Here is a 19,004-nt window from a genome sequence, read left to right as displayed (position 1 = left end):
GAGGACGTTCATTTGCACCCATTGATAATTTCAGTTTGCCAGTAGGAGTTCCCAGCATGTCGATCAACGTCGAAGACTATTTCGCGCGCGATACCTTCCAGAAAATGAAGGCCTTCGCCGACAAACAAGAAACCCCGTTCGTGGTGATCGACACCGCGATGATCAGCCAGGCCTATGACGACCTGCGTGCCGGTTTCGAGTTCGCCCAGGTCTACTACGCGGTCAAGGCCAACCCGGCCGTTGAAATCATCGACCTGCTCAAAGAGAAAGGCTCGAACTTCGACATCGCGTCGATCTACGAGCTCGACAAAGTGATGAACCAGGGCGTCAGCGCGGATCGCATCAGCTACGGCAACACCATCAAAAAATCCAAAGACATTCGCTACTTCTACGACAAGGGCGTGCGTCTGTACGCCACCGACTCCGAAGCCGACCTGCGCAACATCGCCAAGGCGGCTCCGGGCTCGAAAGTCTATGTGCGCATCCTCACCGAAGGCTCGACCACGGCCGACTGGCCTTTGTCGCGTAAATTCGGCTGCCAGACCGACATGGCTATGGACCTGCTGATCCTCGCCCGCGACCTGGGCCTGGTGCCTTACGGCATCTCTTTCCACGTTGGCTCGCAACAACGCGACATCAGCGTCTGGGACGCAGCGATTGCCAAGGTCAAAGTGATCTTCGAGCGTCTGAAAGAAGAAGACGGTATCCACCTCAAGCTGATCAACATGGGTGGTGGCTTCCCGGCCAACTACATCACCCGTACCAACAGCCTGGAAACCTACGCTGAAGAAATCATCCGTTTCCTCAAGGAAGACTTCGGTGACGACTTGCCGGAAATCATCCTGGAGCCGGGCCGCTCGCTGATCGCCAACGCCGGCATTCTGGTCAGTGAAGTGGTACTGGTGGCACGTAAATCCCGTACCGCCGTTGAGCGATGGGTGTACACGGATGTGGGTAAATTCTCCGGCCTGATCGAAACCATGGACGAAGCCATCAAGTTCCCGATCTGGACCGAGAAGAAAGGTGAAGTGGAAGAAGTGGTCATCGCCGGCCCAACCTGCGACAGCGCCGACATCATGTACGAAAACTACAAGTACGGTTTGCCGTTGAACCTGGCGATCGGTGATCGCTTGTACTGGCTGTCGACCGGTGCTTATACCACCAGCTACAGCGCTGTTGAGTTCAATGGCTTCCCGCCGCTGAAGTCGTTCTACGTGTAAAAAGCTGCACGCAGAAATCAAAAAGCCCATGACGTGTCATGGGCTTTTTTGTGTCTGACGTTCCAAGCTGTCGAGGTAGTTGCTATCGGTCTTCCCGCACATGCCATAGACGAAGTACGTAGAGCGTGGAGCCTTGAATCTCATACCGCAACTCATAATGACCAACCAAAAGTCGTCGCACATCTCGCGGCGCGAACTCGTCGACTCGCTCCCCGATTCGCGGATTGCTGAGCAAGGATGTGGGGGCCTGAGTAAGAGATTGCACAGTACGCGCTGCCGCAGGACGATTGACCACCGCAAGAAACTCAAAAAGTCGTGCGAGATCCGATAACGCTTTACTCGCCCACTTCAACTCCATCAGTAAGGTACCGGCAACGGCTTATCGGTACTCAAACTGTCTGCCCAAGCCTGGACAGACTGATGATCGATCACCCGCCCAGCATCAACGTCAGCCATTGCCTCGCGGGTAAGTCGGCTTCGTTCTTCTTCCAGATCTACCCAGTCGGCAAGTGCCTGCTTCACGATCCAGCCCCGTGAACGCTCCATCCTCGCAGCCATCTGATCGACTTTATCAGCAAGCTCCATGGGTACATGGGCAGTCAGGACTTTGGTTGCAGCCATGATTTCGTCTCCAGGAAGCAATTTGACGAGATTTGATTAGTTTTCAATCATAGTGATTTAAACCAACTCAACAACCCCAGATACGCTCCGTTCATCGCTCATCTGGACGAAGCGTTGATGATAGAGGGTCGCCATTTCCCGAATTTGCGGCTTCACCGCGTTCAACAGTGCCTTGCTCGCCACTCGCAAAAAGTTCAGATTCCCACCTGCCAGCGCCTTGCGCAGCCAGACCAACGCTTCGTCGATGTTCCCTTCATCCGCCAGAACGGCGGCATAACTGAATTGCCCACGAAAATCCCCGCCGACCGCCGAGCGTCGATACCAGTCACGGGCAGCTTGCGGATCTGCCGGGTAAACCCGCCCCTCTTCCAGATAACGCCCCACCAGGTTCATCGACTTCGCGTGGCCCAATTCAGCTGCTTGCCGATACAGATTCAGTGCTTGCGTCTGATCCTCTATCACCCCGCGTCCAGTGGCCAGCAGATTGGCGTAGTTGTACATCGCCCAATCCAGTCCGGCTTCAGCGGCAACACAATAATGCCCCGCGGCGATCGTCGCGTCGGCGATGCAACCCCATCCATGTTCATGACAACGGCCGAGCATGTTGCGCGCCATCAAATGCCCACCTTGGGCGGCGATGTCGAACCAACGCACAGCCAGCGGCTGATCCAACTCAATCCCTCGCCCGTCCAGCAAGATTTGCCCAAGAAACGCCTGAGCATCGAGAACGCCTTCACGGGCGGCGATCAGAATCGCCTGGGCTGCGCGCGCCGGGCTTTCGTCGAGCATGGTTTTGAGGCGGTCGCCGTCGAGGATTTCCTCCCGGCGCAAACGAAAGTCCGACACTTACACCTCAACCCAGCGACGCAACAGGTTGTGATAGGTGCCGGTGAGGCGGATCAGTGAAGGATGGTCGGGCATGTCCTGGGTCAACTGCTGAATCGCCCCGTCCATCTCAAACAGCAAGGCGCGCTGACTGTCTTCACGCACCAGGCTTTGGGTCCAGAAAAACGAAGCGAAACGGGTGCCGCGCGTAACGGCGTTGACCTTGTGCAGGCTAGTGCCGGGATACAGGACCATGTCGCCGGCCGGCAATTTCACGCGCTGGGTGCCGAAGGTGTCCTGGATTTCCAGTTCGCCGCCGTCGTAGTCCTCCGGTTCACTGAAGAACAGCGTCGCCGACAGGTCGGTGCGCACCCGCTCGATGCTGCCCTTGGGCTGACGCACGGCGTTGTCGATGTGGAAGTCGAAACTGCCACCGGCCGTGTAGCAGTTCAGTAACGGAGGGAAAACCTTGTGCGGTAACGCCGCTGACATGAACTGCGGATTTTTCCACAACCGTTCGAGCATCGCCGCACCGATTTCCTTGGCCAACGGATGCCCTTCAGGCAACTGCAGATTGTGTTTGGCCTTCGCCGACTGGTAACCGGCGGTGATTTTGCCATCGGCCCAATCCGTCTGCGCCAGGGCCTCACGAATGCGCTGCACTTCTTCTTTCGCGAACACGCCGGGAATGTGCAGCAACATGTAAAGACACCTGAAGGCAAAGGGGCGCCAATGGTATTGATTCTTATTGCCTGTGTAAAACCCGAGCGACGAATGAAACTGCAAAAACCGTAAAGGTAAATTGTAAAGAATGTAAATTCATCGCAAATAGTAACGTTTCGCAATTGATACAAATACGTGTTTACCCTATATTCCGCGACCTCAAATCCTTGGGGAGGGGAATTCACATGTCACGCCAACAACTACAATTAACGGTCAGTTCACCGCGTTTGCTCGCGTCTGCAATCGGCGTGGCGATCACTGCCGGCTCTGCGGGCCACATGGTTTTCGCGGCCGAGAAGACCGACGAAAAAGCGCCCAACAATGCGATTTCCCTGGACGCGACCAGCGTTGTGGGCGAGCAGGATGACACCTCCTACAAGACCGATACCTCGGCCTCCAAGAAGTACACCGCGCCACTGCGCGAGACGCCGAAAAGCGTCACCGTGATCCCGCAACAAGTGATTCGCGACACCGGCGCCACCAGCCTGGTCGACGCCCTGCGCACCACTCCGGGCATCACCTTCGGTGCCGGCGAAGGCGGCAACCCGGCCGGCGATCGTCCGATCATTCGCGGCTTCAACGCCGAAAGCGACGTGTTCATCGACGGCATGCGTGACCCGGCGTCCCAGAGCCGCGAGATTTTCAACGTTGAATCGGTCGAAGTCAGCAAAGGTCCGGGTTCAGCCTTCACCGGCGCCGGTTCCACCGGTGGCAGCCTGAACCTGGTGAGCAAGACCGCCAAACTGGGCAATGCCTATAACGGTGGCTTCACCTGGGGTTCGGACCAGACCAAGCGCACCACTCTCGATCTGAATCAGCAGATGACCGACACCTCGGCCGTCCGCCTGAATCTGATGAAGCACGAAGCCAACGTCGCCGGCCGTGATGCCGTGGACGTCAGTCGCTGGGGCGTGGCACCGTCCTTCGCCTTCGGCCTGGGCACCGACACCCGCTTGACCGTCGGCTACTACCACGTCGAGACCGACGACATGCCCGACTACGGCATCCCGTTGACCTTGAGTCCCAATCGCAGCAAGTACAACGTCGACAAGCCGGCCAATGTTGACCGCGACAACTTCTACGGCCTCACCAGCCGCGACTTTCGCCAGACCACCAATGACAGCGGCACCATCAAGATCGAACACGATCTGAATGAAGACCTGACCGTATCGAACAGCTTCCGCATGTCCCATTCGACCCTGGACTACATCGTCACCAACCCGGACGACAGCAAGGGCAACGTGGTCAATGGCAACGTTTACCGTGGCGCGAAGAGCCGTAACTCGACGTCCAGCGGCTGGATCAACCAGACCGACCTGAGCGCCAAGTTCAACACTGGCTCCATCGAGCACAGCCTGGTGACCGGCCTGGAGTTTTCCTATCAGGACACCCACAACCGCCCGTACACCCTGACCTCCACCGCCAGCGGCACCCGATGCAACGGCGCCCTGTTCACCTCCGGCGACTGCACCAGCCTGTACAACCCGACGCCTGGGGATAGCTGGAACGGTACGATCACCGACAGCACCGCGTTCACTGACACCGACACCAAAACCGCCGCGGCCTACGTGTTCGATACCTTGGAGTTCAACGAGCAATGGTCCCTGAACCTGGGCCTGCGTTATGACAACTACCAGGTCGAATCCAGCGGCCACGCCAACGCCAGCAGCACAGCGCCAGCGAACGATTTCTCCCGTGCGAACACCAGCGACCTGGTGAACTACCAGATCGGCGTGGTCTACAACCCGTTGCCTAACGGCAGCATCTACGCGGCCTACTCGACCTCCAGCAACCCGGCCGGCGAAACCAGCGGCAACGGTGGCCTGGAACTGGCAGCGAACAACGCCAGTCTGGATCCGGAAAAGAACCGCAACTACGAAATCGGCACCAAGTGGGACTTCTTCGGTGACGATCTGTCGCTGACCGCCGCGCTGTTCCGTACCGAGAAAACCAACGCGCGGATCAACGATCCGGACGGCGGCACCACTCAAGTGCTGGACGGCGAACAGCAGGTCAATGGCCTGGAACTGGGCTACACCGGCAAGCTGACCCGTAACTGGAGAATCTTCGGCGGCTACACCTACATGGAAAGCGAAGTGGTCAAAACCACCCTCGCCGCCGATGAAGGCAACCACATGCCAAGCACCCCACGGAACAACTTCACATTCTGGTCGACCTACGACCTGGTGCCGGACAAGTTGACCGTCGGTGCCGGTGCGACCTTCGTCGATTCCCAGTTCGGCAACGTCGCCAACTCGGTGGAGATCCCGTCCTACTGGCGTTACGACGCGATGGCCAGCTACCGCCTGACCAAGAACATCGACCTGCAACTCAACGTACAGAACCTGACCGACAAGCGTTATTTCGATCAGATACTCCAGAACCACTACGCCCACGTGGCGGCGGGCCGTACCGCCCTGCTGAGTGCCAACTTCCACTTCTGATAATAGAAGCGTGAAGGCCAAAGCCCAAATGCCAGTCAGTTAAACGAGAATCCCTGTGGGAGCGGGCTTGCCCGCGAAAGCAGTGTATGGAGCGACATCAAAGGTGACTGTACCGCCGTCTTCGCGGGCAAGCCCGCTCCCACAGGTTCCGCGGCGTAACTGACTGGCATTAGGCCAAAGCCCCGTTCATCGAAGTGAACGGGGCTTTTGTGTGTAAAAAAGAATGCTTCTCGACAACTCACGGCATAATGCGCGCCGTGATGATGACTTTTGAACGAACAAGGCGAGCGACGTGTTGAAGAAATCCCTGTTCCAGTTGCACTGGTTTTTCGGCATCAGCGCCGGACTGGTCCTGGCCCTGATGGGCATCACCGGGGCTGCGGTATCGTTCCAGGATGAAATCCTGCGGGCGCTGAACCCCTCTGTGCTGCACGTCGAGAAGCAGATTGCCGGCGTACTGCCGCCTGCCGAACTGGTGGAGAAAATCGAAGGAGCTTCGGGCAAGACAGTCTCGATGCTCTGGGTCGAGACCGACAGCGGCAACGCCGCGCGGGTGATCTTCACCGCGCCACCCGGTGAACGTCGCGGGCCGATGCGGTACTTCGACCCGTACACCGGCGAGTTCATGGGCGACGTCACGGGCCAGGATTTCTTTGGCCTGATGCTGCAACTGCACCGGGTCCTGGCCATAGGCGACATCGGCCGGCAGATCACCGGCGCCTGTACGCTGATTCTGGTGTTCTTCTGTCTGTCCGGCCTGTACCTGCGCTGGCCGCGCCAGTGGAAAAACTGGCGCGCCTGGCTGACCCTGGACTGGAATAAAAAGGGCCGCAGCTTCAACTGGGATCTGCACTCGGTGGCCGGTACCTGGTGCCTGGTGTTCTATCTTTTGGCGGCGCTGACCGGGTTGTCCTGGTCGTACGAGTGGTACAACAAAGGCCTGACCCGGCTGCTTTCCGACTCGCCGCAGAACGAACGAGTGCGCAGTGGTCGCGGTCCTGCGCCAAGCGGCCCGGCCCCCACTGCCGATTACGCTGCGATATGGAGCAGCATCTATAGCGCCGCCGGCCCTGGTCTTTCGTCCTATAACGTTCGTATGCCGCCCGTGGCCGGGCAACCGGCAACCGTGTTCTACCTGCTGAAGAACTCACCTCACGACCAGGCACGGAACCAGCTCACCCTCGATCCGGCGACCGGCATCGTCAGCCGTCATGACCGCTACAGCGACAAGAGCCTCAAGGCGCAACTGCTGACCAGCATCTATGCGCTGCACGTCGGCAGTTATTTCGGGATGATCGGGCGGATTATCCTGACAATCGCCGCACTAACCATGCCGCTGTTTTTCATCACTGGCTGGTTGCTGTACCTGGATCGTCGACGCAAGAAACGTCAGATCAAGGACGCCCGCAAAGGCCTCGCGCAACCGGGCAGCGACGCGCCGGCATGGCTGATCGGCTTCGCCAGTCAGAGCGGATTCGCCGAACAGCTCGCCTGGCAGACCGCCGGACAATTGCAGGCCGCCGGGTTGCCGGTGAAGGTTCAACCGTTGGCCAATGTCAGCAAACAAGACCTGCAGGATTCCAGCAACGCGTTGTTTGTGGTCAGCACCTTCGGCGACGGTGAAGCGCCCGACAGCGCCCGAGGATTCGAACGCAAAGTGCTAGGCCGGGCGTTGAGCTTCGACAGCCTTAACTATGCCGTGCTCGGCCTCGGTGACCGCCAGTATCAACACTTCTGCGGCTTCGCCCGCCGCTTACACACCTGGCTGGGCGAGCACGGCGGCAAGACCTTGTTTGCCCCGGTGGAAGTCGACAGCGGCGACCCTTACGCCCTGCGTCACTGGCAACAGCAACTCGGTCTGTTGACTGGCCAGGCGCCGGTCGACACCTGGCAAGCGCCAAGCTACGACAACTGGACCCTGACCCGCCGCGAATTGATGAACCCGGACAGCAGCGGTTCACCCGTGTACTTGCTCGGCCTCAGCGCCCCCACCACCAGCAGCTGGCTGGCCGGTGATCTGGTGGAAGTGCTGCCGCGCAATTGTCCGTGGGCCATCGAGCATTTCCTCGACGGCCTGGGGATCGATGGTCGGGCAACGGTTGAGTTCGATGGCCTGTCGCAAACGCTGGAACAAGCCCTCGCCAGCCGCCAACTGCCCGAGAACCGCACCCATCTGGTCGGCCTGCACGCGCAAGCGCTGGCGGACGCCCTGGTGCCGTTGGCCATGCGCGAATACTCCATCGCCTCGATCGCCGCCGACGGCGTGCTGGAGTTGATCGTGCGCCAGGAACTGCATGCCGACGGCCGCTTGGGCGTCGGTTCCGGCTGGTTGACCGAATACACGCCCGTGGGCAGCAGCATCCGTTTGCGGGTGCGACGCAACAGTGGTTTCCATCTACCGAACGAACCGGTGCCGATGATCCTGCTGGGCAACGGCACCGGGCTGGCCGGGTTGCGCAGTTTGCTCAAGGCGCGGATAGCCGACGGGCAGCAGCGTCACTGGCTGCTGTTCGGCGAGCGTAATCGCGAGCACGATTACTTGTGTCGCGCAGAGCTTGAGGAATGGTTGACTGCCGGGGATCTGGAACGACTGGACCTGGCATTTTCCCGGGATCAGGCCGAGAAGATCTATGTGCAGGATCGCCTGCGCGAGTCTGCCGGTGAGCTGAAAAAATGGCTGGCCGATGGCGCCGTGATTTACATCTGCGGCAGCTTGCAGGGGATGGCTTCAGGGGTGGATCACGTGCTCAACGAATTGCTGGGCATTGAAGAAGTCGACCGCCTGATCGAACAAGGCCGCTACCGCCGCGACGTCTACTGACACCCTTGATCCCTGTGGGAGCGACCTGTGGCGAGGGGGCTTGCCCCCGTTGGGCTGCGAAGCGGCCCCAAAATCTCTGATGTACCAAAGATCGTGTGAGTGCTACGCACTCAAACGGGGGCAAGCCCCCTCGCCACAGGTCGCTCCCACATCTATTCGTCCGGTGTCCGCTCAAACGATAGTTGCCAGCCTCACACCGGCTGCAACTTGCGCTCAAACACCTCCACCCCATCCAGATCCCGCAACACCACACTCAGCTCCCCGCTCTGCCCATCGATATTCACCTCGCCAAAAAACTGAAACCCGGCAAACGGTGAGGTGTTCTGCGCCGGTGGTGCTTTCTCGAACACCACTTCGGGACCGAAGGTTTTATCCAGCGTATTAGGCCCGAAACTCCCCGCATTCAGCGGCCCCGCAACAAACTCCCAGAACGGTTCGAAGTCCTGAAACGCCGCGCGGTCCGGGTGGTAATGGTGCGCCGCGCAGTAATGCACATCCGCCGTCAGCCAGACGAAATTGCGCACCTGCTGCGCCCGCAGAAAACCGAGCAATTCAGCAATTTCCACTTCACGGCCCTGAGCCGGGCCCGGATCACCGTTGGCCACCGCTTCCCAACGCGCCACGCCGGGACTGACTTCACCGTCCGGCACGCCGAGACCGATGGGCATGTCGGCGGCGATGACTTTCCATTGGGCCTGGGAGCCTTTCAATTCACGCTTGAGCCAGTCCAATTGTTCTCGGCCGAGAAACGGTTTGGCGGCACCCAGGTTGTCATCATTGGCGCCGCGATAACTGCGCATGTCGAGCACGAACACATCCAGCAGCGGCCCATAACTCAGCTTGCGATAAATTCGTCCACCACCGTCGGCGCTCTGCAGGCGCATCGGTGCGTATTCCAGCCAGGCCTGCCGCGCGCGGCCCATCAGGCTGTGGACATCTTTGCTCTTGTAGCGCTCATCCAGTTGCTTGCCCGGCGACCAGTTGTTCACCACTTCGTGGTCGTCCCACTGCCAGATTTGCGGGACCTCGGCGTTGAAGCGGCGGAGGTTTTCGTCCATCAGGTTGTAGCGGTAATTGCCGCGATACTCGTCGATGGTTTCGGCGACTTTGCTCTTGGCTTCGCTGGTGAGATTGCGCCATACCCGACCACTTTCGGTGGTCAGTTGCGCTGGCACCGGGCCGTCGGCGTAGATGGTGTCGCCGCTGTGGATAAAAAAGTCCGGCAGGCGCATACGCATGGCTTCGTAGATGCGCATGCCACCGATGTCCGGGTTGATGCCAAAGCCCTGGCCGACCGTGTCGCCACTCCAGACGAACCGAATATCCCGCCGAGCGGTTGGCACACTGCGCAGATGACCGAACCAGGGTTCACTGGCGACTCCGCTCTGGGCGTCTTCGAAAGTCACGCGGTAGAAAATCGCCTGATCGACGGGCAGGCCAGTGAGTTCGACCCGGGCGGTGAAGTCGGTGCGGGCATCGGCCAATGGCGAGACGAATCGACGAGGGTTGCTGAACAGGCTGCGCGTGTCCCACTCCACCACCATCCGCGCCGCACGGTCGCTACGGCTCCAGATCATCGCCCGGTCGCCCAATAGATCGCCGGACTGCACGCCATCGGTGAGTTGCGGCCGATCCTTGACCGAAGCGATCACCGCCGGGGCCAGGCCTGGCAGCAACAGCCCGGCGCCAACGGCTTGCATGACACGACGGCGGCCGAGGTCGAATTCGCTCATGGTGTTCTCCCTGAAAAAGGAAAACTTAAGCATGGCCGTGTGAATCAGGTATGACACAAAAATCTGCCGATGCAGCAGATCCCTGTGGGAGCGGGCTTGCTCGCGAAGAGGTCGTGCCAGTCGACATCATCGTTGCCTGAAACACCGCCTTCGCGAGCAAGCCCGCTCCCACAGGGTTTGGCGATCTAGCCGGGCGGATCGAGGTTATCCAGCGCCCGATTCACCGCCAGCTCACCGAGCATGACCACTTGTTGAATCCCCCAACAGGGTGTTGCGATGTGTTCCCTCCATCAACCCCGCGAAATCACTGAGCATCACGCTCGCCGAGGCCAGTGACTCACAGGCGTTGGCCAGCAGGGTTTCGCTATCGATCTCGGGGGCAATGACGTACAGGGTACTGGGTTTGCGTGGGGTGTCCTGGAGGACGGGCGATTTGAGGTAATGAACGAGGGCACGCTCGATAGCTTCGTGCAGTTTTTTTGGGTCGATGTTTTCAGATGAGGATGCCGGATCGGTGTCCGACGGGTTGGGTGTTGCCTTGAACATATGTGTTTCCTTCAGTAGTAGAGCCGCAACCGTCTCGCTACTAAACGAAGGGGGTGGCGGCTGTGCGCAAGTTAGTAGACCGGGAAGGAAACGAAACCGGCGCGCCCAAGGGCGCCATGCGCACAGCCACCATCAAGTGCAGGCGAACACCTGACAAGATGATACTTATGCAACCGTCGTAACCTTCCGGGCTACTAAACCCGATCACTGGGAATCAGTGACGGGAATCAAGTTACCGAGGGCGTCCAAGGCGCACAAGCCGGCGGATTCTGGCGCAGGTGTAGGCAACGACGCAAGATCGTGTAGCCCTCAGGACACCCCCATTTTGATGCAAAAGATCGCGGCTCCCGGCGCCATTTACCGGGCCACAGCTGACCCCGAGCAATGGCCCTTCTTCCCCCTGCAACAACATGAAATAGGAAATTTCAGCACCGCTTTTGGGAAACGTCCTAACGCCAGCCCCTGAGCCTTTCAGTAGGTTCAAGGCGAACCCAGACGAACAAGAAGCGCTGATGAAAAAGCTCGGTTTCCCGGACACCCCGGACTTTCTGCCCATCCCAAGGCAACAACCCACCAAGGAGCAGCTACAAGCCTTCCAGGACGCCGGTGCAGCGGTAGCCGCCATCAACCTAAAAAATGAACTGGACGCCAACGCACGCTGGGAGATGCATCAAAAACAACAGGACGCACTCAACACACAGCCCGATTCGCAGCTTAAGGGTTGCGTGTTCGCCAAGAGCTGCAACCTCCCTGACGGCGTCATCAATCACCACAACCCCGCCGGGTTTGTCCCGGTCGAGAGACTGGCCAACTACGGGGCCTGGGCCGTACTCGGCACTGGTGCGGCGATTACCACCGAAGGCATACCGCTCAAATGGGTGGCTGGCTCGGCCACGGGCAACGCCCTGGCCCAGCGTCTCGGCGGTTCGCTTGCCCTCGGTCTGCTGACAGGCTCAACAGCTGTTGCAACCAGTGCAGCAGTCGGGACCGTGGCACTCCTGATGCCAAACACCCAGCTTGCCCCCGACAGTGCCTTCTACAAAACAGAACAATACGCAGAGCTGGATACCGGTCGAACCCGGGTGCGCATCAACGTGAAGACCTTGCCGGACGGCTCCGTCAACGCTTACGGCTTCTACACCGGCGGGAAAAAAGACTGGGAACTTGTCCCGGTCATCAAGACCACCCGGGAGGGCGAAACATTCGTCGCCGACCTCGGCAACGGCATCGGCCTGATCTGGACGCCCGCAGCGAATCCCGACGACGTACCGCGCATCCCGGCCCTCGAAGGCGCCCCGCCCCTGCCGACGATATGGGTGTATCCGCCCACCGAGCAGGCCAACAAGGCCCTGGTGAACCCGGAGCATCCACCCGAGTATCAGGACGCGATCATCTGGTTCCCTGCGGATGCGGGGCTTGAGCCGATCTACATCGTGCTCAATGCCCGGTTTGAACCCGGTGGGGTTACGGGGGTGGGCGAGGATGTGTCGGGAATCTGGCTTGCTGGGGCTGGCACCGGGTTAGGCGCCCCCATTCCAACACGGATTGCGGATCAGTTAAGAGGACAAACGTTTAGGGACTTCGACGCTTTCAGGGCAACGTTTTGGACTACCGTAGGACATGATCCCGAGCTACTTAGCCAGTTCAAAGCCAGTAACCAAAGCTTCTTACTGAGTGGTAACTCGCCATTTGCACCGAAAACTGAACGCAATGGAGGAAATGCTCGCTACGAACTACATCACATTGAACATATCCAGCATGGCGGCGCTGTTTTTGATGTAGACAACCTTTGTGTAATGACGCCAAAACGACACATTGAAATCCACAAGGAAGATAAGCAGAAACTATGAAAAGCAAATTCAGCGACTACACAGAGAGTGAGTTCGTGGCCTTGTTGCAGAGCATCATCAGCCATGATGGAACGGAGAAGGAAATAGACAGGCTGGTATTCCATTTTGAAGATATGAGTGAACATCCCGCTGGGTCGGATCTAATTTTCTACCCCGAAAAAGGTTCTGATGAATCAGCTGAAGGGATCGCACAAACAGTGAAGAAATGGCGTGTAGCTCAGGGCCTGCCGGGATTTAGAGACTGAACCCAAAAACTGAAGTCATGCCCAAGAGGAAAGCCGCCGACCTGGCTCGATATCGAGGTGACAGGAAAAAAGATCGCAGCCTTTCGGCAGTTCCTACAGATTCGATGTACACCGCAATATCACGGTTGAACACCATCCCGGGCAGGAGCTGCCAAAGGCTGCGATTTTTGCTTTTAAGCCTTGGCCGGCTCCAGCGCCAACTCCACCGTTTCAGGCCGTTTGAGCACCGAATACGTCACCGCCGTCAGCAGACTCCCGGCCACGATCGCCAGCAGATACAACAGCGTATGGTTGATCGCATTCGGAATCAGCATCACGAACAAGCCGCCGTGTGGCGCCATGAGTTTGCAGCCGAAGTACATCGACAACGCGCCGGTCAGCGCGCCGCCGGCGATGCTCGCCGGAATCACCCGCAGCGGGTCTTTGGCGGCAAACGGAATCGCCCCTTCGGAGATAAAGCACAACCCGAGCACCAGCGCCGCTTTACCGGCCTCGCGTTCAGTCTGGGCGAACTTGCGTCGGGCAATGAACGTGGCGATGCCCAGGCCAATCGGCGGCACCATGCCGGCAGCCATGGTCGCGGCCATCGGTGCATAACTTTGTGACGCCAGCAGCCCTACCGAAAATGCGTAAGCCGCCTTGTTGATCGGCCCGCCGAGGTCGACGCACATCATGCCACCCAGCAGCACACCCAGCAGGATGGCGTTGGTGGTGCCCATGCTGTCGAGGAAGTGCGTGAGCCCCGCGAGCATCCCGGCCACCGGTTTGCCGACCACGTAGATCATCACCAGACCGGTGAACAGGCTCGCCAGCAACGGGATGATCAGGATCGGTTTCAGCGCCTCAAGGCTCTGCGGTAAACGCGCATAACGATTGATCGCCTGGGCCGCATAGCCGGCGATGAAACCGGCAATGATCCCGCCGATGAAACCGGCGCCCAGGGTGCTCGCCAGCAAACCACCGATCATCCCCGGCGCCAGGCCCGGGCGGTCGGCGATCGAGTAGGCGATGTACCCCGCCAGCAGCGGCACCATCAGTTTGAACGCGGTCTCGCCGCCGATCTGCATCAGCGCAGCCGCGAGCGTGCCTTCCTCCTTGAACGCGGTGATGCCGAACACGAAGGACAAGGCGATCATCAGACCGCCCGCCACCACCATCGGCAACATGTACGACACACCGGTCAGCAGGTGTTTGTAGATGCCGGTCTTCTCTTGTTTGGCCGAGCCTTTGGCGCCGGTCGAAGCGCTTTCCTGCTTGCCTTCGGCCAGGGCTTTGTTCAGCGTTGCTTCGGCCTGTTTCAGGGCAATACCGGTACCACAGCGGTAGATTTTCTTGCCGGCGAACCGCTCGGTGGCGACTTCGATGTCTGCTGCCAGCAGCACCACGTCGGCATCGGCAATCGCCGCTGCGCTGAGTGGGTTGCGTGCGCCGACCGAGCCCTGGGTTTCCACTTGCAGGTCGTAGCCCAGACGCTTGGCTGTTTGTTGCAAGGCTTCGGCGGCCATGAAGGTGTGGGCGACGCCGGTCGGGCACGCAGTGACGGCCACCAGGCGCGGCGCACTTTTAGCGACCGCAGCAGGCTCGGCCGCGGCTTCGGGCGCGACATAAACCTCGGCTTCCTCCACCCCACGCCGCAGCACCGCTTCGACATCTTGCAGGGCCTGGGCCGGAGTGCTCTGGAATACCCGTTTGCCGACGAACCGCGACATATCCACAGGCGCGCTGGTGACCAGCAACACCCACTCGGCGGCTTCGATGATCGCGGCCGACAGTTGGCGTTCCGGATGGGCTGCGTCAACGACTTCGACACTGGTGCTCCAGCCCTGACGCTGGGCGGCTGCATCGAGCAGACGAGCACACAGCACACTGGTGACCATGCCGTTCGGGCAGGCCGTAACAATGGCTAATTTCATTGCAAACCCTCTTATTGTTCTGTCAGGGGGCGCAGGCGCACGCCCTGTTCGAGCTGCGCCAGTTGCGCGGCGTCGCCAATACCAAAACCGATCTGGGTGACGGCCATGGCGGCAATCGCGGTGGCGGTGCGCAAGGTTTGTTCGGGCGTATCAGCGCTGAGCAAACCGTGGAGCATGCCCGCCAGCAACGAATCCCCCGCACCGACGGTGCTGACCACGCTGACCTTGGGCGGCGTGGCGTGCATGGCCGAGCCGACACTGAACCAGTTCACCCCGTCGGCACCGTGGGAAATCACCACGTGCTCGATGCCATGAGCATGCAAACGGCTCGCCGCCTCGGCTTGGGCGCCCACGGAAACCACCTCGCAATCCAGCGCTTCGGCCAGTTCTTCGGTGTTGGGTTTGATCAGCCACGGGCCGGCCGCCAGACCTGCGCGCAAGGCTTCACCGCTGGTGTCGAGCGCAACCTTCAAGCCGCGGTTTTTCAAGCGATGGATCAGCTCCCGCAACCACTGAGGGTTCACGCCACGGGGCAAACTGCCGGCCACGACGACCGCGTCATGCCCGGGAGCAATCTGGTCAAGACGATCGAGCAAGGCTTGCTGCGCCGCTTCACTGACCCTCGGCCCCGGACCGTTGACGTCGGTGATGCGCCCGTCGCTTTCCGCCAGTTTGATGTTGCTGCGGGTCTCGCCGGGAACGCGGACAAACGCGTCGGTAAAACCGCGTTTGGCAAACAGGGTTTCGAACGCCTGAAGGTTGTCTTCCCCGAGAAAACCGCTGACGGTCAGCTGATGCCCGAGGTCGGCCAGCACCTGCGCCACGTTCACCCCTTTGCCGGCGGCGTGGGTGTGCATTTCGTCGCTGCGATTGACCTGACCGGGCACAAGAATCGGCAACTGAACGGTGAGGTCCAGCGCCGGGTTAAGGGTCAGGGTTAAGATCTTGGCCATTACAGGGCCTCCACTAATGCGCGGACTTCGTTCGCGCTGCCCACGGCCAGGGCCTGTTGGGCAAGGGTTTGAGTCTGGGTCAGGCTGAGTTCACGAATGCGCGCCTTGACCTCGGCAATGCTGCGGCCCGACACGCTCAACTCATCCACACCCAGGCCCACCAGCACCGGTACCGCCAGCGGATCGGCCGCCAGTTCACCGCACACGCCAACCCACTTGCCATGAGCATGAGCCGCACGCACGGTGATGTCGATCAGTTGCAGCACCGCCGGATGCAAGCCGTCAGCCTGGGCCGACAAAGTCGGATGACCACGGTCGATGGCCAGGGTGTATTGCGTCAGGTCGTTAGTGCCGACGCTGAAGAAGTCCACCTCTTTGGCCAGCACCGGCGCCAGCAAAGCGGCCGACGGCACTTCGATCATGATCCCCAGCTGCAAATCGGCCACCGGAATTTCCAGGCGCAGGCGTTCGGTCATGTCCCGCGCCTGACGCCACTCATCGACGCTACCGACCATCGGGAACATGATCCGCAAGGGGCGGTTGTCGGCCGCACGCAGCAAGGCGCGCAACTGCGCTTCCATGACCTGCGGACGTTGCAGAGTCAGGCGAATGCCACGCACCCCGAGGAACGGGTTTTCTTCTTTCGCGATCGGCCAGTACGGCAGCGGTTTGTCACCACCGACGTCGAGGGTGCGCACCACCAGCGGCCGGCCGGCCAGGCCATCGAGGACGCGACGATATTCGACTTCCTGAGTCGCCTCGTCCGGCGCTTGCGAGTGGGCCATGAAAATCAGTTCGGTGCGCAGCAGGCCAATGCCTTCGGCGCCTTGCTCCACCGCGCTGGTGACGCCGGCGCTCTCACCGATGTTGGCGAACACTTCCACGGGGTGGCCGTCGGTGGTCAGCGCCGGTTGATGGCGTTGCTCGGCGGCGGCTTTCAGGCGTAGTTCGCGGGTATCACGCTCTTCGGTGGCGCGCTGCAAGGTCGCGGCATCGGCGTCCACGTGCAGGCGACCACGTTGGCCATCGATCAACAGCGGCGTGCCCGGTTTCAGCAGCAACACGGCGGCGCCTGCGCCCACCAGCGCCGGAATACCCAAGGCCCGGGCGACGATCGCGCTGTGGGCCGTGGCACCACCGCGAGCGGTGAGGATGCCAGCGACGCGCGTCGGATCAAGACGTGCCACATCCGACGGGCCGACTTCGTCCATCACCAGAATGTACGGCTGCGCAGGTTCGGCCGGTGTTTCGACGCCACTCAATTGCGCCAGCACCCGACGGCCAATGTCACGTAGGTCAGCGGCACGTTCGGCGAGCAAGGCGTCTTGCAGCGATTCCTGTTGTTTGGCGGCGGCTTCGATCACCGCCATCCACGCTGCTTCGGCGCTTTCGCCTTGCTTGAGGCGGGTGTCGACTTCGTCGGTCAGTTCCGGGTCGTCGAGCATTTCCTGATGGGTGATGAAAATCTCGCGAATCGCTTTGGCCTTGCTGCGCTCGATCAGGCCTTCGATGTCGCGACGCACATCCGCCAGCGCTTGCTTGAGACGTTCGCGCTCGATGGCAGCAGACTCACCGCGCAGCGGGTAATCGATGACTTGCAGCACTTGAATATGCGCCGGGCCGATGGCGATCCCCGGAGCGGCGGCAATCGCCTGAACCAGGCTGCCGGACTTTGGCGCGAGCAGCACTTCGGCGATATCGGCGATCACTTCGCGCTGTTGGCTCACCACGGGCAGTGGCTCGACTTCTTCACCGAGGCCTTCTTCGATGGCCGCCAGCAAGGCAGGCAAGGCGTCGGCGGAGATGCTTGGTTCGGCAATGAATTCCAGCACCTGACCGCGACGGGCACCGAGGCTGAGCAGTTTGCTCAAACTTTTCACCGAAACCGCGCTGTCGTGACCGTCGACGATGCGCACGCGGATTTCGCCTTCAAAACTTTTCGCCAGTTGCGCGAGGATCTTCGCCGGGCGCGCATGCAGACCGTGGGCGTTGGCCAGGGCAATGCGTGCGCTCGGCCAATCCGCCGGCACTTCCCCGCCGAGGACTTCCAGCACCGCGCGGCTGCTGGTGGCACGGCCCAATTCATGACCACGGCCTTCGATCAGCAGCGCGCAAAGGCGTTCGAGCAGCGCCTGATGGGCTTCACCGAGGCTGGCCAGACAAAACAGCCCGCTCAACGGCTGACCGAGGTAGCGCATGGGCTTGTCCGGGGTGACGAAGGCCAGGCCCGGACGCTTCACTGTTTGTTCGCTGTGCAGCCACCACAGGCCATCGCCCAGCGGCAGCGCGTCGACCTGCTGCAAGACGCCGGCAAAACCGTTGCTCACGCAATCGGCCTGACGCAGCAAACGGGCACCGCGCCAGACCAGTTCTTCGAAGTCATCGGCAGAGACTCCGAGCCCGATCATCTGTGCGTCCAGCGCCAACTCTTGCGGCGCACCTTGCAGCAGTTTCAGCAAGGCTTCGGCGGAACTGGCACGGCGCAGGGCCTGGCCCAGATCGGTCTCGCCAAGAGCGCGGGTCAGCAGTTGCAGCAGGCGCAAGTGTTCATCGGATTTGGCGGCGATACCGATCGCCAGATAAACGATCTGGCCATCGCCCCAGTCCACACCGTCAGGAAACTGCATCAGCCGCACGCCGGTGGAAAACACCAGATCGCGTGTTTCCGGGGTGCCGTGGGGGATGGCAATACCTTGACCGAGAAAGGTCGAGCCCTGGGCTTCCCGGGCTTGCAAGCCCGCGAGGTAGCCGTCGGCCACCAGGCCATCGGTCACGAGTCGGTCAGCGAGCAATTGCAAGGCGGTGGCTTTATCCACAGCCGATTGGCCCATGGATATCTGCTCTATGGTGAGCTCGAGCATGCTTTCTCCTTTTTGGCGCCGTTTGACGCCAGGTATTGTTTTGATTGATTCAGCTTAGGCGCTTGAGAACACCTTTTCAGGGGCAGTTTTGGCGGTTTCGCGGCAGAACCGACCAAAGCGACCTATAACGTAGAAAATACGCCTGCTGAAACGTTTAATCTAGAATGTTAGGCACGTTACTCGATAATGTCTCATCCTTGAAGTCCAATTGTCGGATGTGCTGCGACAATGGTCGCCTGCCCGAATCGG

Annotated in this window: 13 protein-coding genes and 1 pseudogene; 5 read left to right on the top strand and 9 right to left on the bottom strand. The window is 60.3% G+C overall.

Annotated features, from left to right (window positions below):
• Nucleotides 1–56: 56 nt before the first annotated feature.
• Nucleotides 57–1,220, top strand: coding sequence for a type III PLP-dependent enzyme (locus tag ACA044_RS04190; RefSeq protein ID WP_497445274.1), 1,164 nt, complete (start codon nt 57–59; stop codon nt 1,218–1,220).
• Nucleotides 1,221–1,302: 82 nt separating this feature from the next.
• On the opposite strand, the gene ACA044_RS04185 is transcribed toward ACA044_RS04190, so the two are convergent.
• From ACA044_RS04185 to ACA044_RS04170, 4 genes are read right to left on the bottom strand one after another with little or no spacing between them, the layout of a single operon-like run.
• Nucleotides 1,303–1,578, bottom strand: a complete 276-nt coding sequence (locus tag ACA044_RS04185) for a type II toxin-antitoxin system RelE/ParE family toxin (RefSeq protein ID WP_497445273.1) — start codon at nt 1,576–1,578, stop codon at nt 1,303–1,305.
• On the bottom strand, nt 1,578–1,841 hold the full coding sequence (locus ACA044_RS04180) for a CopG family ribbon-helix-helix protein (protein ID WP_095055156.1): 264 nt from the start codon (nt 1,839–1,841) through the stop codon (nt 1,578–1,580). Before ACA044_RS04180 ends, ACA044_RS04185 begins: the two co-directional genes overlap by 1 nt.
• A gap of 57 nt (nt 1,842–1,898) precedes the next feature.
• Nucleotides 1,899–2,630, bottom strand: coding sequence for a tetratricopeptide repeat protein (locus ACA044_RS04175; RefSeq protein WP_497447162.1), 732 nt, complete (start codon nt 2,628–2,630; stop codon nt 1,899–1,901).
• Nucleotides 2,631–2,687: 57 nt separating this feature from the next.
• Nucleotides 2,688–3,368 (bottom strand): Fe2+-dependent dioxygenase, encoded by a 681-nt coding sequence (locus tag ACA044_RS04170; RefSeq protein ID WP_497445272.1) that lies wholly within the window; start codon nt 3,366–3,368, stop codon nt 2,688–2,690.
• A gap of 206 nt (nt 3,369–3,574) precedes the next feature.
• Between ACA044_RS04170 and ACA044_RS04165 the strand changes: the two genes are divergently transcribed.
• Both ACA044_RS04165 and ACA044_RS04160 read left to right on the top strand, forming a co-directional pair.
• A complete protein-coding gene (locus tag ACA044_RS04165) occupies nt 3,575–5,833 on the top strand; it encodes a TonB-dependent receptor (protein ID WP_497445271.1) in 2,259 nt (752 codons plus the stop codon).
• Nucleotides 5,834–6,125: 292 nt separating this feature from the next.
• Nucleotides 6,126–8,654 carry a PepSY domain-containing protein gene (locus ACA044_RS04160; RefSeq protein ID WP_497445270.1) on the top strand — a complete coding sequence of 843 codons (2,529 nt, stop codon included), beginning with the start codon at nt 6,126–6,128 and terminating at the stop codon, nt 8,652–8,654.
• 191 nt (nt 8,655–8,845) lie between these two features.
• Here the strand turns inward: ACA044_RS04160 and ACA044_RS04155 are convergent, their stop codons facing one another.
• Nucleotides 8,846–10,387, bottom strand: a complete 1,542-nt coding sequence (locus ACA044_RS04155; protein ID WP_497445269.1) for an alkaline phosphatase D family protein — start codon at nt 10,385–10,387, stop codon at nt 8,846–8,848.
• A gap of 185 nt (nt 10,388–10,572) precedes the next feature.
• A pseudogene (locus tag ACA044_RS04150) lies at nt 10,573–10,933 on the bottom strand (DUF6124 family protein).
• Between the two features lie 512 nt (nt 10,934–11,445).
• Here ACA044_RS04150 and ACA044_RS04145 point away from each other — a divergent pair.
• A complete protein-coding gene (locus tag ACA044_RS04145; RefSeq protein ID WP_497445268.1) occupies nt 11,446–12,783 on the top strand; it encodes a pyocin-S2/colicin E7-DNase domain-containing protein in 1,338 nt (445 codons plus the stop codon).
• Complete coding sequence (locus tag ACA044_RS04140) at nt 12,780–13,028, top strand: bacteriocin immunity protein (RefSeq protein ID WP_497445267.1); 249 nt, start codon at nt 12,780–12,782, stop codon at nt 13,026–13,028. Before ACA044_RS04145 ends, ACA044_RS04140 begins: the two co-directional genes overlap by 4 nt.
• A gap of 173 nt (nt 13,029–13,201) precedes the next feature.
• On the opposite strand, the gene ACA044_RS04135 is transcribed toward ACA044_RS04140, so the two are convergent.
• Genes ACA044_RS04135 through ptsP form a run of 3 tightly spaced genes read right to left on the bottom strand, consistent with a single transcriptional unit; the run spans nt 13,202 to nt 18,755 of the window.
• Nucleotides 13,202–14,941 (bottom strand): PTS fructose-like transporter subunit IIB, encoded by a 1,740-nt coding sequence (locus ACA044_RS04135; protein ID WP_497445266.1) that lies wholly within the window; start codon nt 14,939–14,941, stop codon nt 13,202–13,204.
• Between the two features lie 11 nt (nt 14,942–14,952).
• Nucleotides 14,953–15,894 carry a 1-phosphofructokinase gene (pfkB, locus tag ACA044_RS04130; protein ID WP_497445265.1) on the bottom strand — a complete coding sequence of 314 codons (942 nt, stop codon included), beginning with the start codon at nt 15,892–15,894 and terminating at the stop codon, nt 14,953–14,955.
• A complete protein-coding gene (gene ptsP, locus ACA044_RS04125; RefSeq protein ID WP_497445264.1) occupies nt 15,894–18,755 on the bottom strand; it encodes a phosphoenolpyruvate--protein phosphotransferase in 2,862 nt (953 codons plus the stop codon). Before ptsP ends, pfkB begins: the two co-directional genes overlap by 1 nt.
• Nucleotides 18,756–19,004: the final 249 nt, after the last annotated feature.

The sequence above is a fragment of the Pseudomonas sp. LBUM1673 genome, assembly GCF_059695645.1.
This window is presented reverse-complemented; position numbering and strand designations above follow the sequence as displayed.

Excerpts from the sequence above, each read along its gene's own strand:
- ACA044_RS04155 (WP_497445269.1), bottom strand. The coding sequence starts at position 10,387 with ATGAGCGAATTCGACCTCGGCCGCCGTCGTGTCATGCAAGCCGTTGGC.
- ACA044_RS04135 (WP_497445266.1), bottom strand. The coding sequence starts at position 14,941 with ATGAAATTAGCCATTGTTACGGCCTGCCCGAACGGCATGGTCACCAGT.
- ptsP (WP_497445264.1), bottom strand. The coding sequence starts at position 18,755 with ATGCTCGAGCTCACCATAGAGCAGATATCCATGGGCCAATCGGCTGTG.
- ACA044_RS04185 (WP_497445273.1), bottom strand. The coding sequence starts at position 1,578 with ATGGAGTTGAAGTGGGCGAGTAAAGCGTTATCGGATCTCGCACGACTT.
- ACA044_RS04165 (WP_497445271.1), top strand. The coding sequence starts at position 3,575 with ATGTCACGCCAACAACTACAATTAACGGTCAGTTCACCGCGTTTGCTC.
- ACA044_RS04175 (WP_497447162.1), bottom strand. The coding sequence starts at position 2,630 with ATGCTCGACGAAAGCCCGGCGCGCGCAGCCCAGGCGATTCTGATCGCC.
- ACA044_RS04170 (WP_497445272.1), bottom strand. The coding sequence starts at position 3,368 with ATGTTGCTGCACATTCCCGGCGTGTTCGCGAAAGAAGAAGTGCAGCGC.
- ACA044_RS04140 (WP_497445267.1), top strand. The coding sequence starts at position 12,780 with ATGAAAAGCAAATTCAGCGACTACACAGAGAGTGAGTTCGTGGCCTTG.
- ACA044_RS04145 (WP_497445268.1), top strand. The coding sequence starts at position 11,446 with ATGAAAAAGCTCGGTTTCCCGGACACCCCGGACTTTCTGCCCATCCCA.
- pfkB (WP_497445265.1), bottom strand. The coding sequence starts at position 15,894 with ATGGCCAAGATCTTAACCCTGACCCTTAACCCGGCGCTGGACCTCACC.
- ACA044_RS04180 (WP_095055156.1), bottom strand. The coding sequence starts at position 1,841 with ATGGCTGCAACCAAAGTCCTGACTGCCCATGTACCCATGGAGCTTGCT.
- ACA044_RS04190 (WP_497445274.1), top strand. The coding sequence starts at position 57 with ATGTCGATCAACGTCGAAGACTATTTCGCGCGCGATACCTTCCAGAAA.